Here is a 12,905-nt window from a genome sequence, read left to right on the forward strand (position 1 = left end):
TCTAGTGGTTGCCACAAGCCAGCCGGCCCGGATCCGCATCACCGGTTCCCACCTCCAGTGCAGAAAGATTCAGGCATGAAATTCCGAAAGCCATCCGCACGAACCGCCCCCGCTGCAGGCAGGGCTACAGGAAAGGCAGCAGGCACTACGGCCGCCGTCGCCGCAGCCATGGCGCTCTCGCTGGTGCTGACGGGTTGTGGCGGCGCAGCGGTACGAGCGGGCAGCGGAATTCCTGGATGTGGCCAAGAAGCTCTGGGACAGCTGGGAAGATGACGCCGTGGTGGCGGACAAGGGCGCCGGCGTGTGGGCGGACAGTTCGCGCGTGCATCCGGTGAACCACCAGGGCCGTCATTTCCAGGTGGAGGGCGGCCTGGACGTACCCAGATCCGTCCAGGGGCACCCGGTGATTGTCCAGGCCGGCTCCTCGGAGAACGGCAAGGACTTCGCGGCGCGGTACGCGGAGGCCGTCTTCACGGCGCACCAGACGCTGTCGGCTGCCCAGGACTTTTAAGCCGACCTGAAAAGACGGACGACGGGCTCGGCTACGAGCTCATATCCCTTCATCTCGCGCGGCTGCCACACGCCGATTGCCGCGCCGGCGGCGTCGCCGAAGATGGCCATGTTGCCCTGTTCCGGAACATCCATGGGCGGCATGTAGACCTGGCCGCCGTTGGCCGCGACGGCGGACGCGGTGGCCTCGGCGTCGTCCGAGCGCAGGTACGTGGACCAGACGTCAGGCATGCCTGCCTGGTCCTCGTCCTTCTGCATGAGTCCGGCCACGGTCTTGCCGTTCTTCCGTGCGGTGGTGTAACCGCCGTACTTCTCCTCGTCTCCGGTCTCGTACTCCCAGCCGAAGAGTTCGCCATAGAACTGGCGTGCCTTGTCGATGTCTGACGTCATGAGGTCGATCCAGCAGGGTGCGCCGGGGGTGATCTCGGGTGAAGGCATGGTGGGGCTCTTTCTGTCGATGGGTGGCAACAGGAACGACCCTATGTCCGGGCTCCGACAGTTTCAATGGTTCCGCTCCGGCGGACCCTAGGCCGGTTAAACGAAGAAGCCCCGGTCCGCCATCATGTGGCGTACCGGGGTTTCATTCGCGGAAGGTAAGAGATTCGAACTCTTGGTACGGGGTTACCGCACACTAGTTTTCAAGACTAGCTCCTTCGGCCGCTCGGACAACCTTCCCTAACGAGTAGTGTTTCATAGGCAGTTGGCTGCAACAAAACAGAGTCTGCCGTGCGTCCGGTGCACACTGGTTCTGGGGCACGAATCAGCTAGAAAACGGGAGTTCTCCATGAAAGCCGTCTACATTGCAGAATCCGGTGGTCCGGAGGTTCTGGAAGTCCGCGACGTGGACGCCCCAGTGCCCGGGTACGGCGAGGTGTTGATCGACGTCGTCGCCGCCGGCCTGAACCGGGCAGACGTGCAGCAGCGCAGGGGCTTCTACCCGCCGCCGCCCGGCGCGTCCGAGATTCCCGGGCTGGAAGTCTCCGGGCGGATCGCCGGCTTCGGTCCGGGCGTGACTAAAGCGTTCTCCGTGGGTGACAAAGTGGTGGCGCTGCTGGCCGGCGGGGGCTACGCGGAGCAGGTTGCGGTGCCGGCGGAGCAGGTCCTGAGGATTCCCGACGGCGTTGATGTGGTCACTGCGGCGTCACTGCCGGAAGTCGCGGCCACGGTCTACTCAAACCTGATCATGACGGCGCAGCTGCAGGCGGGAGAGACCGTCCTGATCCACGGCGCCACCGGCGGGATCGGCACCATGGCCATCCAGATGGCCAAGGCATTCGGCGCGAGGGTGGCCACCACCGCGGGAACGGCCGAAAAGGTGGGGACCGCGAAGGCTTTCCTGGGCGCAGACATCGCCATCAACTACAACGAAGAGGACTTTCCGGAAAGCCTCCGGCGGCAGAACGGCGGCAAGGGTGCCGACGTGATCCTCGACGTCGTGGGTGCCAAGTACCTGGCGCAGAACGTTGATGCGCTCGCGGACTACGGCCGGCTCGTTGTCATCGGCCTGCAGGGCGGGGCCAAAGGGGAGCTGGATCTTGGCCAGCTCCTGCGGAAGCGCGCGGCAGTGGTTGCCACGGCACTGAGGCCACGCCCGGTGGCGGAAAAGGGCGCCATTATGAACGCCGTGCGCGAATCCGTGTGGCCCCTCATCACGGACGGCCGGATCCGCCCGCTGGTGGCCAAGACCTTCCCGCTGGACCAGGCCGCGGCCGCCCACCGGTACTTCGACAGCGGCGACCATGTGGGCAAGATCCTTCTGGTCATGTAGGCCGGGTAGATACTGAGTATTGCTTTGCGCCGCGGACTGGGTTAGCCTCACTCTATACGCGGTATGCACGGGTCTTGGGGGTCCGTGCATACCGACGCTGACGCCACCGCTAGGAGCATCATGTCCATCCGCCACAGCCTCCTCGCCCTGCTGCAGGACCAGCCGCGTTACGGCTACCAGCTCAGGGTTGAGTTCGAAAACCGCACCGGGTCCACCTGGCCCCTGAACATCGGGCAGGTGTACACCACGCTGGACAGGCTGGAACGCGACGGCCTGGTCAGCAATGACGGCAGCGACGGCGAAGGCCACGTGGTCTACAGCATCACCGCCGCCGGCGCGGCGGAAGTGCAGAACTGGTTTGCCGCCCCCGTGGAGCGGAACAACCCGCCGCGGAACGAGCTGGCCATCAAACTGGCGCTCGCGGTCACGCTGCCCGGCGTGGATGTGCAGACCATCATCCAGGCCCAGCGGGTGGCGTCCATCCGGGCGCTGCAGGATTACACCAAGGCCCGCCGCGATACGGCCGCCAACCAGCGGGCGGCGGATACCGCCTGGCTGCTGGTGCTGGACTCGCTGATCTTCCAGACGGAAGCGGAGGTCCGCTGGCTGGACCTTTGCGAGGCGCGGATGCTGCAGCAGGCGCAGACCGCGGGCCAGGCAACACCACGCAAATCGTCCAACGGGGTCACTGTGGAAGAGGCTGCCCCGCTCATCGCGGACATCCGCCGATGAGCGTCCAGGGGCCGCAGCAGGTCCTGGAACTCGCCAAGGTCAGCAGGACGTTTGGTGAAGGCGCGACGGCGGTCGCCGCGTTGCGCGAAGTAGACCTCAGTATCGGAGCCGGAGAGTTCGTCGCAGTGATGGGTCCGTCAGGTTCCGGGAAATCCTCCCTCCTGGCCCTGGCCGGGGGACTTGACCGGCCGACGTCGGGCGGTGTCTTTGTGGAATCAACCCCACTGGGCGGGCTGGGACTTAACGAACTCGCCCGGTTGCGCCGCCGCGCCGTCGGCTACGTCTTCCAGGACTTCAACCTTGTCCCCACCCTGACGGCTGCCGAGAATGTGGCGCTGCCGCTGGAGCTGGACGGGACGGCCAGCAGGAAGGCGCAACGCCAGGCCCTCGATGCGCTGCGGCAGGTGGGCATCCCGGAACTCGCGGACCGCTTTATGGACCAGATGTCCGGCGGACAGCAGCAGCGGGTGGCCATCGCGCGGGCCATCGTGGGCGACCGCCGGCTGATCCTGGCCGACGAACCTACGGGAGCCTTGGATTCCACCACCGGCCATGGCGTCATGGAGGTGCTTCGCGGACGTGCCGATGCCGGTGCGGCCGTCATGCTGGTGACCCATGAGGCCCGGCACGCCGCGTGGGCTGACCGGGTGGTGTTCCTCCGGGATGGCCGGATCGTGGACCAGGCAGCGGCCATGCACGATCCCGCCATGCTCCTCACGCAGGGCGGCCACTGACGTGGCACTCACCCTCGCACCGGCGCCCGGCGGGCGCCGGCAGGCTTTCCGCGTCGCCGTGCGGATGGCGCGGCGCGATATCCGCCGCCACAAAGGGCGTTCCCTCCTGATCATCCTGCTGATCATGCTCCCCGTGGCCGCAATGACGGGGGCAGTCACCCTGGTCCAGAGCACCCAGGAGACCGCCGCCGAGCGCGTGCAGTATGAGCTCGGCACCACCCAGGCGCGGTTCCGGCCCATGCCCATAACCAACGGCGTCATGGTCCAGCACCCGGTCGAAGAGCTGCAGATAACCACGAACGACTGGGACAGCAACCCTGACTTCACGCCGACTGATCCGCAGGACGCGATTCCGGCCGGCTACGACGTGCTCACGGAATCCACCCTCGACCTCACCGCCGAGTCGGGTGCGGCGGACGTGCGTGTGGTGGGCCGGGCAGTGGACGCCATGGCCCCGGCATTTGCCGGAAAATACACCCTGCTGGACGGCAGGGCCCCCGGGACTGATCCCGAGATGCTCGTGTCGCCGGGGCTGCTGGACCGGTTCGGGCTGGGACTGGGGGAGGAACTGGCGACGTCGGCCGGGACGTTTGTCGCGGTCGGAACGCTCCGCGATGCGGGCTATTCGGACAGCAACTCCATCGTTTACCTCAAGCCCGGTCAGGGCAGCGTTGGCGCCCCGGCGCCGCCAGCCTCCACTGCTCCGGTGCCAACCGCGTCGGCCATCAAGGCCACCATGTATTACCTGGTGGGTTCCGAGCCGGTGACCTGGAGCCAGGTTCTGGCGGCCAACGCCGTGGGGGTCACGGTGCTGTCCAGGTCCGTGGTGCTGAATCCGCCGCCTCAAGACGAGCAGGGGCCGGAAGGCGCAGGAACCTCGTCCAGCGCGTCGTTGCCGTTCGCCGCCTACGCGGCCGGGGCGCTGCTGGGCGCGTTGGCACTCCTGGAGGTGGGGCTGCTGGCGGGAGCCGCGTTTGCCGTGGGCGCCAAGGGGCAGGTCCGGGAGCTGGCCTTGCTCGCCGCGACGGGGGCCGAAAGCCCCACCATCCGCTCGGTGGTCATGGCGGCCGGCCTGTGGCTCGGCGGCATTGGCATAGCGGCCGGCGCTGCGGTGGGGCTGGCCGCGGCCGCCATGGTGGTCAGTGTGGCGCGCCTGAACGGGTCAGTCCGTTTCCCGGGCTTCCATCCGGACGCGCTGCTGACGGTCCTGGTGATGGTCATGGGCTACGTTGCGTGTCTGCTGGCCGCCTTGGCCCCGGCGCGGCAGGTGGCGCGCCAAGCCGTTCTGGGCGCGCTCAAATCGGGGCGGGCACCGGCGCCGGCCGGCAAGGCGTCCACCGTGGTGGGCGCTGTCCTGCTGGGCGTGGCCGCCGCTGCACTCGCGGCCGGCACGTGGCTTGCCGTCAGCAGCGAAGACCCCGACGTGTTCAGCTCAAGGACGCCGGTCATTGCCTGGTTCCTGCTGGGAGGCGCGGTACTTGGCGTGACATCCCTGGTCCTGCTGACCGGCAAGGTAGTGGCTCTCCTTGCCAAGCGCGCCGGGCGGCTTCCGCTTGCCGCGCGAATGGCCGCCCGGGACTCCTCGCGGAACCGCAGCCGGACGGTTCCGGCGGTTGCCGCCGTCCTTGCTGCTGCCACCCTGGCCAGTGCCGGCATGGTGCTGGCCGCCAGCCAGCAGGCGAACGAGCAGCAAAACCACTACTGGTCCGCGTTGCAGAACCAGGCGGTCCTGCCGTTGTCCGTGTGGCAAACCCCACTGGCTGACGGAACCATGCCGGACCCGGTGCGGGTTGACCCCGCAGCGGTGGTGTCCGCCCTGAATGGAGCAGTGGACACCGTCGAATGGACCGGGGTGCTGCACACAGCCGCCATCCGGAACTGCGAAATGCGGCCGGGACTGGCTGACGCATCGCCGGCACAGACGCCGACGTCGAGCTGCCTGCAATATTCGCTGGCCACGCCGGAAGGTAACGCATGCCCTGTGACCGCCGGCCAACGTGTCCTGGATCCGGAGGATTGGCGCTGCCAGGGAGCGATGCGTCCGTACGAGACGCAGGGACGCGGCGACTCGATGGTTGTCGGAACGGCGGAGGACGTGGAAAGGCTGTTCGGAACGGCGCCGACGGCGGAAGCACGGGACGTGCTCGCGGCCGGTGGAATGGTGGTGACCAACGCCGTGTTTGTCCGCGACGGGCACGTGGCTTTGGTGGCACAGGACGTGCGCAAGCCCGCGCCCGGCGATCCCGCTACGGGTGCCTTCCAGGGGTACCAGGGGACGGGGCGGACGGAAGTGGCCGCGGCCGTGCTGGCACCGGAGGTCAATGTGCCGTACTACGGCGTAGTGTCCCCGGGTGCTGCCGCAACGGCCGGAATGCGCGTGGATGACAGCGCCCTGCTGGTCCAATTCAGCGCCTATCCTGACGCCGTCCAGATGGATAAAATGTCCGTCGCGCTCGCTGGCATTTATAAGGACCGCTACGGGACCCCGTATGTGGAGCGCGGTGCGCAGCGGGACGCCTCGCTGATCCTCTGGTCCATCGTGGGCCTGGGAGCGCTGATCACACTCAGCGCGGCCGGGATCACCACGGGACTGTCCATGGCGGACTCGCGGAAAGACCACGTGACCCTTGCCGGCGTTGGTGCGGCCCCGCGCTTGCGGAAGGCGCTTGCAGGGTCGCAGGCACTGATGACGGCGGGGCTCGGAACCGTATTGGGAAGTGTTGCCGGGATAGTGCCCGCCGTGCTGCTGGTGACGGCTACCGGGATGGCGAGGACCGCCGTCGTTCCTTGGCTCCAGCTCGTGGCGCTGCTGATCGCGGTGCCGCTCACCGGTGCGGCCCTGGCTTGGCTGTTTACCCGGGCCAGGCTTCCGGTGTCCCGCCGGGAGGTGGGGACCTGAGCGGTCTGCCGAGGCAGCTGAGCGGGGGAGCACCGGAATTAGGTCACACAGTTGGGTCTTTTTGATTGGGCCCAACAGGCCTACGGTGGGACCCAGGACGCTGTCCGTCCCGGACGGCCGAAGTACGGAGGGACCTCTTATGACAACACATGTTGCCGATTGCAGTGTTACCCGTTGCTCGTTTAATGACCACGAAGGCTGTACGGCCCACGCCATCACGGTTGGCGGAAGCAAAGACCACGCCAGCTGCGCCACATTCATCGACACCGGCACACACGGCGGGCTGCCCAAGGTCCTGGCGGATGTCGGAGCATGCCAGCGCTCCGAGTGCATCCACAACGACCACCTGATGTGCAACGCCTCCGAAGTCCATGTGGGCCCCGGCGCTGACAACGCGGACTGCCTCACTTACGCACACGCGTAGCCACGGCTCCCGCCCGGGATTAGTCGCGAAGGCCTCCGTCCAGGAAACCCTGAACGGGGGCTTTTGTGCGCTCGGCGCCTCCCGCCCGCCGTTCACCGCAATGACACACGGCACGGGCAGAATGCCGCCTCCTCGTTGGCGCGGCGTTGGTATGGTGCCTTTGAGCAACTCACTGAAGCACCGAATCTCAAGGAGGAGACATGGCCAGCAGGCCTGACGAACCGGTAAGTGCAGCGAAAGGGAGCGGCCCATTGACGGCCGATCCGAAGCTTCCGCCAACGGCCGTGGATGCGGCCGTCAGCGAGGCCGAAGACAAGAAATGGACCCCGGCCAAGATCGCCCTGTGGGCAGCCATCGCACTGCTCGGCGGCGTCGCCTGGTTCATGCTGGCCATCGTCCGGGGCGAGACGGTCAACGCGATCTGGTTCGTTTTTGCCTCGGTTTGTACCTACCTGATCGGTTACCGTTTCTACTCCAAGGTGATCGAACGCCTCATCACCAAGCCGGATGACCGCCGCGCCACGCCGGCGGAATACAAGGCTGACGGCAAGGACTACGTCCGCACAGACCGCAACGTGCTGTTCGGCCACCACTTCGCCGCCATCGCCGGCGCCGGCCCGCTGGTCGGGCCCATCATCGCGGCCCAGATGGGCTACCTCCCCGGCACTATCTGGATCATCATCGGCGTTGTGCTCGCAGGCGCCGTTCAGGACTACCTGGTGATGTTCTTCTCCATGCGCCGTGGCGGCCGTTCCCTCGGCCAGATGGCCCGCGAAGAACTGGGTGTCATCGGCGGCACGGCAGCACTGATCGCCACGCTGCTCATTATGGTGATCATCGTGGCGATCCTCGCGCTCGTCGTCGTCAACGCCCTGGGCGAAAGCCCGTGGGGCGTGTTCTCGGTGGGTATGACCATCCCGATTGCGCTGTTTATGGGCGTTTACCTGCGCTACATCCGGCCGGGCAAGATCATGGAAGTCTCCTTGATCGGCTTTGTGCTCCTGATGGCCGCCATCATCGGCGGTGGCCTGGTGGCGGAGACCGAATGGGGTTCCGCGTTCTTCACCCTGGACAAGGTGACCATTGCCTGGGGTCTCATTGTCTATGGCTTCATCGCCGCCATCCTTCCGGTCTGGCTGCTTTTGGCCCCCCGCGACTACCTCTCCACGTTTATGAAGATCGGCGTGATCGTGATGCTCGCGCTGGCCATCATCGTGGTCCGCCCGGAGATCACCGTTCCCGCCTTCAGCGAGTTCGCCAGCCGGGACAACGGACCGGTCTTCCCCGGCGCATTGTTCCCGTTCCTGTTTGTCACCATTGCCTGCGGTGCCCTATCCGGCTTCCACGCCCTGATCTCCTCGGGCACTACCCCGAAGCTGATCGAGAAGGAACGCCAGACCCGCTTCATCGGCTACGGCGGTATGCTGATGGAGTCGTTTGTGGCCATCATGGCGCTGGTCGCGGCCATCTCCATTGACCGCGGGCTGTACTTCGCCATGAACGCCCCGGCCGCCCTGACCGGCGGCACGGTGGAAACCGCGGCGGCCTGGGTTAATGGCCTTGGCCTGTCCGGCGTCAACGTCAGCCCCGCCATGCTCGCGGAAACGGCAGCCAACGTCGGCGAGCAAAGCATTGTGTCCCGGACCGGTGGTGCGCCCACGCTCGCCGTCGGCCTCGCCCACATCATGCAGCAGTTCATCGGCGGCACGGCCCTGATGGCGTTCTGGTATCACTTCGCCATCATGTTCGAGGCGCTGTTTATCCTCACCGCGGTCGACGCCGGTACACGCGTTGCGCGCTTCATGCTGCAGGACTCCATCGGCAACTTCATCCCGAAGTTCAAGGAGCACTCGTGGCGGCCGGGAGCCTGGCTGTGCACCGCCGTTATGGTGGCCGCCTGGGGTGCAGTGCTGCTCATGGGCGTGACCGATCCGCTGGGTGGCATCAACACGCTGTTCCCGCTGTTCGGAATCGCCAACCAGCTGCTGGCCGCGATCGCGCTGTCCGTGTGCCTGGCGATCGTCGCCAAGCGGGGGACATTCAAGTACCTTTGGATCGTTGCAGTGCCGCTGGCCTTCGCGGCGGTGGTGACCATCACCGCGAGTTACCAGAAGATCTTCTCCTCAACGCCCGCCGTCGGCTACTTCGCCAACAATGCAGCCTTCAGCAAGGCACTCGCGGACGGCAAGACCGAGTTCGGCTCAGCCAAGAGCGTCGCCGCCATGGAAGCCGTGGTGCGCAACACCGCGATCCAGGGCTGGCTGTCCGTCATCTTTGTGGTGCTCAGCATCATCGTCATCGCCATGGCTCTGGTGGCCACCATCAAGGCCTTCCGCAACCATTCCGCGGGGATCCCGAACATCGACAACGAGGATGAGGCCCGGCCGTCAAAGGTCTTCGCGCCCGCCGGCCTGATCCCCACACCCGCGGAACGTGAGCTGCTGGCCGAGTGGAACAAGCTGCCGGCCGAGCTGCGGTTCGAAAGGGCAGGTCACCACAAATGAGCCCCGGTCTGGCCGCGGTCGCAACAGGGTTCCGGGGTTTCGCCCGGTACCTCGGCGGCGTGCTCGGTGCTGATGCGTACGCCAACTACCTGGAGCACCACCACGCGGCCGGACACGGGGAGCCACCGCTGACGGAACGCGAGTTCTGGCGGGACCGGACGGACCGCCAGGACTCCAACCCGCAGGGCCGGTGCTGCTGACGCTGACGGCCGGCCAGCCTTCATCGGCTAGCCGGCTCATCAACTGGGCTGCTTCATCAACTTGGCTGCTTCATCAACTGGACTGCCCGTCCTCGGCTCGTGAGAGTATGAACGCATGAGCGATCCGACAGACACTCAGCCTGATGATGTCCCCGTTGAGGGCAGGACCCTCGACAACGGCGAACCGGCCATGCCGGCTTCGGGCAGCCCGGCTGGAGCCGGCGCCGGTCCCGGCGCAGCTGGTCCGGTCACAACCGGCCCGGCGGCTTCAAGCACGTCACTCGGGGGCAAGGCCAAGGGCAGCAATCTGCAGGACCTCGTGGACGAGCCCGCCAAAGTCATGCGGATCGGCACCATGATCCGGCAGCTCCTGGCAGAGGTTAAGTCGGCACCGCTGGACGACGCCGCGCGCGAACGCCTGGCCGAGATCCACGAGCGTTCCATCAAGGAGTTGGAGGACGGGCTGGCACCGGAGCTCGTTGAAGAACTGGAACGGATCAGCCTGCCCTTCCCGGAGAACACCACACCGTCCGACGCCGAGCTTCGGATCGCCCAGGCGCAGCTGGTGGGGTGGCTGGAAGGCCTCTTCCACGGCATCCAGACGGCCATCGCCGCCCAGCACGCCGCACGTGAGCAGGCCGCCGCGCAGATGCACCTGAAGCAGCTTCCGCCGGGCACCATGATCGCCCCTGGTGTGGTTATCGGGGAGAACGGCGAGCCGCAGAGGGCCGCCGCCGGCCAGCATTCCGGTCCGGTGCCGTCAGGCCGGCCGGAGGACCCGGACCACGGTCCTGGCCAGTACCTCTAGGGTCCTGCGTGGGATTCTTTACTGCCGCCCGCCAAGGGCGCAAGGACGATGCTGAGCTGGGCAAGGGCCTTTGGCGCCGCGCCCACGATCGTTTCCACCGTGGCCTGGACCGCTATCACCAGGTCCTCGAAGGTGTCGAAGACGAGAAGCTTTATGCGGAACTCGTGGAAGTCGCGAACGAACTGGCGGGGCTCCTGGAACGTGTCCGTGTTGTTTGCGTCGAGGCCCAGCGACGTTCGCCCAGCGAGGGGCTGGACATTCCTGGAGACTTGGCCGGTGTGCACCGGTCGCTGTCGAAGGCAGGCAATTCACTGGCTACCACTGCCGAGGCTGCAGCCATGCTGCGGCTCGCCGTCGGTCCCGTCCCGGTGGGGGCGGCCTCGGTACGCCGCCGCGCGGAATCAGTGTTCGAGCAGGTGGCCGACGCCGAACGCCGGCTCGCCGAGGATGCCGCCGCCGGCGGCCAGCCCGAAAGCCGTTCCGGCTGAGCGGTATTCCGGATGACCTCAGGCGGCGATCCTGGCCTGCTCTATGGCAACAGCGTCGATAACGGCCCACGATTCCTCGGTGCCGCAGTTCCGGCTGGCGAAACGCTCGGCGTCCTTCAGGGAACCGAACCTTTCACTGCTGATCCGGCCGCAATCGGCGTCGAAGTACGTGACAAGAAATTCCTGTGCAGGTTGGTTTTCCATAAATCCAGTCTGCAACCGGGGTCTGACAATAACCGTTCATCAGTCCCGCGTGTTGCCCAGGCGTAGCACCCGCTCCTGCGCGAGCATGGCCGAACGTTTGGCCTTATCGGCTGCCCGGGCCGCCTGCCTGGCCTCGGCGGCCACCGTGCCCAAGATTTTCCTGGCGCTGTCCAGCTGCTCCTCCGCGGCTTTGAGCCGGTCGCGGAGCTCACGTGTTTCGCGGGTCAGGTCCGCGACTTCGGCCTCCGTGTCTGCCAGCTGCCTTTGCCGGTCCGCGGCCAGCCGGGCGGACTCCTCCTCTGCCGCCTCGGCCTCGCCCAAGGCAGCGCTGGCCTTCTCCAGGGCCGAGGGGGACGCCGGCCGCGGAGTCTCCCGGACAGCCTTGAGGCGCGGCTGGTCCGCTGGTTTTCGGGTGCCAGGTTCCGCCGTCGTCCGTTCTTCTTCTTTTTCCGGCACAGTGGCCGGTGGCTGTAAGGGACGGCCCTGTGTGGTGGCGGGCGGCGCCGGCACTGCCCCGGGCACCGCTACCGCCCCATCGAGATCAACAGTGTCCACGCCGTCGGCGGACAGTGCCTGGACCAGCAGTCCGCTCTGGACGGCGGCGGTGGCACCTTCGTCGGCCGTAATCGCCTGCAGGGTGCGCTCGACGTCGGCGGCGATGGTGGCGCTGATGCTGCGCCCCTGTCGTTCTGCAACGAAGCGGGCGGTGTCGACGGCGGTCCCCAGCAGTCTGCGGCGCTCCCGCGCCAGTTCCCGGAGGGCGGCGGCGTCGAGGGATGCCTGGGCCGACCGCATCCGTTGGCCGAGCTCGGAAAGCTGAGCGAGCACTCCTGGCTCATGGATGGCCAGCATGTTGACGGCCCAGGCCGCCGCTGACGGTTTTGGCAAGGCCTTGACGGCGGCCGGGAGCTCCTTCCCGGAACCGGCGGCTGCCTTGGCTGCGGCGGTCCGGGCAGCCACAAATTCCTCGAAAGGCAGGGCGTACAGTTCGAACGCGATAGCCGCCAGCGCCTTGTCATCCATGCACGCCATCATAGGGGCAGCGAAGGCTCCCATTCCCGCCGCCTAGACTGGCCGCATGAGAAGAGTGTGGGGGCTCCTTGTCCGGCCAGCCGTTCTGATGTTGGCAGTCTGCATCCCGGTTGCCGGCTGCTCGAACGTCTGTCCGGCCATCGGGTGGGTCAACTCCATCACGGTTGAACTGGCGGGTGACGTCTCGGGTGTGGATACCGTGCAGCTGTGCGCCGATGGCGCATGTTCGGAGCTGGGACCGGAGCCTGGGACAGCAGCACCCCGGATTGTCGTGACAACGCCGCTGGATGCCAGGGCTTCGCCCACCGCGGAAGCCCAGCCGACCATGGCCCCGTTCTACGCTGAAAGGATCGACGCCGATACCTGGCGGTTCACCGTCAGCATGAGCTCTCCTGACCACGTGACCGCTAAAGCGCTGTCTGCCGCGGGCGAGGTCCTCGCCGAGAAGGAAGCCGACCTGGACTGGAAGCGGGTTGGCGGCTCGGCCCAGTGCGGCGGTCCCGTGGAAGCTTCGCCGGTCGAGCTCACGGTCCCGAACGGCTGAGCTCGGGCGTTTGGCCACCCAGACGGTCTTCGGCCGGTAGCCCGTCTCCGGTCAGTTC

13 protein-coding genes, 1 tRNA gene and 1 pseudogene are annotated in these 12,905 nt (G+C 66.8%); 11 read left to right on the forward strand and 4 right to left on the reverse strand.

Going from position 1 to position 12,905, the window contains the following annotated elements; all coding sequences use genetic code 11:
* Window positions 1-202: 202 nt before the first annotated feature.
* A pseudogene (locus tag ACVWY0_RS15405) lies at window positions 203-508 on the forward strand (LLM class flavin-dependent oxidoreductase); the annotation flags it as partial.
* Here the strand turns inward: ACVWY0_RS15405 and ACVWY0_RS15410 are convergent.
* The gene (locus tag ACVWY0_RS15410; RefSeq protein ID WP_485837452.1) at window positions 508-948 is read right to left on the reverse strand and encodes a VOC family protein; all 441 of its coding nucleotides are present in this window, start codon (window positions 946-948) and stop codon (window positions 508-510) included. The pseudogene ACVWY0_RS15405 and the gene ACVWY0_RS15410 sit on opposite strands and share 1 nt — an antisense overlap.
* Before the next feature lie 149 nt (window positions 949-1,097).
* A tRNA-Ser gene (locus tag ACVWY0_RS15415) sits at window positions 1,098-1,185 on the reverse strand.
* A 109-nt stretch (window positions 1,186-1,294) separates the two neighbouring features.
* On the opposite strand from ACVWY0_RS15415, the gene ACVWY0_RS15420 reads away from it, so the two are divergent.
* The 9 genes from ACVWY0_RS15420 to ACVWY0_RS15460 all read left to right on the forward strand — a co-directional run bounded on the left by ACVWY0_RS15420 (window position 1,295) and on the right by ACVWY0_RS15460 (window position 11,067).
* A complete protein-coding gene (locus tag ACVWY0_RS15420) occupies window positions 1,295-2,278 on the forward strand; it encodes an NAD(P)H-quinone oxidoreductase (protein WP_485837453.1) in 984 nt (327 codons plus the stop codon).
* Window positions 2,279-2,398: 120 nt separating this feature from the next.
* Window positions 2,399-3,010 carry a PadR family transcriptional regulator gene (locus ACVWY0_RS15425; protein ID WP_485837454.1) on the forward strand — a complete coding sequence of 204 codons (612 nt, stop codon included), beginning with the start codon at window positions 2,399-2,401 and terminating at the stop codon, window positions 3,008-3,010.
* A complete protein-coding gene (locus ACVWY0_RS15430) occupies window positions 3,007-3,744 on the forward strand; it encodes an ABC transporter ATP-binding protein (protein WP_485837455.1) in 738 nt (245 codons plus the stop codon). The genes ACVWY0_RS15425 and ACVWY0_RS15430 overlap by 4 nt, the downstream gene beginning before the upstream one ends.
* Window position 3,745: 1 nt before the next feature.
* Window positions 3,746-6,643 carry an FtsX-like permease family protein gene (locus ACVWY0_RS15435; protein ID WP_485837456.1) on the forward strand — a complete coding sequence of 966 codons (2,898 nt, stop codon included), beginning with the start codon at window positions 3,746-3,748 and terminating at the stop codon, window positions 6,641-6,643.
* A 139-nt stretch (window positions 6,644-6,782) separates the two neighbouring features.
* Window positions 6,783-7,067 (forward strand): DUF1540 domain-containing protein, encoded by a 285-nt coding sequence (locus ACVWY0_RS15440; protein ID WP_248762384.1) that lies wholly within the window; start codon window positions 6,783-6,785, stop codon window positions 7,065-7,067.
* Between the two features lie 200 nt (window positions 7,068-7,267).
* On the forward strand, window positions 7,268-9,571 hold the full coding sequence (locus ACVWY0_RS15445) for a carbon starvation CstA family protein (RefSeq protein WP_485837457.1): 2,304 nt from the start codon (window positions 7,268-7,270) through the stop codon (window positions 9,569-9,571).
* Window positions 9,568-9,771: a YbdD/YjiX family protein gene (locus ACVWY0_RS15450; RefSeq protein ID WP_485837458.1), complete on the forward strand. Its 204-nt coding sequence runs from the start codon at window positions 9,568-9,570 to the stop codon at window positions 9,769-9,771. Before ACVWY0_RS15445 ends, ACVWY0_RS15450 begins: the two co-directional genes overlap by 4 nt.
* Before the next feature lie 115 nt (window positions 9,772-9,886).
* A complete protein-coding gene (locus tag ACVWY0_RS15455; RefSeq protein WP_485837459.1) occupies window positions 9,887-10,579 on the forward strand; it encodes a bacterial proteasome activator family protein in 693 nt (230 codons plus the stop codon).
* Between the two features lie 8 nt (window positions 10,580-10,587).
* Entirely contained in the window at window positions 10,588-11,067 is a 480-nt protein-coding gene (locus ACVWY0_RS15460; protein ID WP_485837460.1) for a hypothetical protein, read from the forward strand.
* Window positions 11,068-11,085: 18 nt separating this feature from the next.
* Here the strand turns inward: ACVWY0_RS15460 and ACVWY0_RS15465 are convergent, their stop codons facing one another.
* Both ACVWY0_RS15465 and ACVWY0_RS15470 read right to left on the reverse strand, forming a co-directional pair.
* Entirely contained in the window at window positions 11,086-11,271 is a 186-nt protein-coding gene (locus tag ACVWY0_RS15465; protein WP_485837461.1) for a hypothetical protein, read from the reverse strand.
* Window positions 11,272-11,310: 39 nt separating this feature from the next.
* A complete protein-coding gene (locus ACVWY0_RS15470; RefSeq protein WP_485837462.1) occupies window positions 11,311-12,294 on the reverse strand; it encodes a hypothetical protein in 984 nt (327 codons plus the stop codon).
* A 55-nt stretch (window positions 12,295-12,349) separates the two neighbouring features.
* On the opposite strand from ACVWY0_RS15470, the gene ACVWY0_RS15475 reads away from it, so the two are divergent.
* On the forward strand, window positions 12,350-12,847 hold the full coding sequence (locus tag ACVWY0_RS15475; RefSeq protein WP_485837463.1) for a hypothetical protein: 498 nt from the start codon (window positions 12,350-12,352) through the stop codon (window positions 12,845-12,847).
* Window positions 12,848-12,905 lie beyond the last annotated feature (58 nt).

It is taken from the genome of Arthrobacter sp. UYNi723 (genome assembly GCF_054057635.1).

Excerpts from the sequence above, each read along its gene's own strand:
- ACVWY0_RS15470 (WP_485837462.1), bottom strand. The coding sequence starts at position 12,294 with ATGGATGACAAGGCGCTGGCGGCTATCGCGTTCGAACTGTACGCCCTG.
- ACVWY0_RS15430 (WP_485837455.1), top strand. The coding sequence starts at position 3,007 with ATGAGCGTCCAGGGGCCGCAGCAGGTCCTGGAACTCGCCAAGGTCAGC.
- ACVWY0_RS15440 (WP_248762384.1), top strand. The coding sequence starts at position 6,783 with ATGACAACACATGTTGCCGATTGCAGTGTTACCCGTTGCTCGTTTAAT.
- ACVWY0_RS15455 (WP_485837459.1), top strand. The coding sequence starts at position 9,887 with ATGAGCGATCCGACAGACACTCAGCCTGATGATGTCCCCGTTGAGGGC.
- ACVWY0_RS15410 (WP_485837452.1), bottom strand. The coding sequence starts at position 948 with ATGCCTTCACCCGAGATCACCCCCGGCGCACCCTGCTGGATCGACCTC.
- ACVWY0_RS15465 (WP_485837461.1), bottom strand. The coding sequence starts at position 11,271 with ATGGAAAACCAACCTGCACAGGAATTTCTTGTCACGTACTTCGACGCC.
- ACVWY0_RS15450 (WP_485837458.1), top strand. The coding sequence starts at position 9,568 with ATGAGCCCCGGTCTGGCCGCGGTCGCAACAGGGTTCCGGGGTTTCGCC.
- ACVWY0_RS15445 (WP_485837457.1), top strand. The coding sequence starts at position 7,268 with ATGGCCAGCAGGCCTGACGAACCGGTAAGTGCAGCGAAAGGGAGCGGC.
- ACVWY0_RS15475 (WP_485837463.1), top strand. The coding sequence starts at position 12,350 with ATGAGAAGAGTGTGGGGGCTCCTTGTCCGGCCAGCCGTTCTGATGTTG.
- ACVWY0_RS15420 (WP_485837453.1), top strand. The coding sequence starts at position 1,295 with ATGAAAGCCGTCTACATTGCAGAATCCGGTGGTCCGGAGGTTCTGGAA.
- ACVWY0_RS15425 (WP_485837454.1), top strand. The coding sequence starts at position 2,399 with ATGTCCATCCGCCACAGCCTCCTCGCCCTGCTGCAGGACCAGCCGCGT.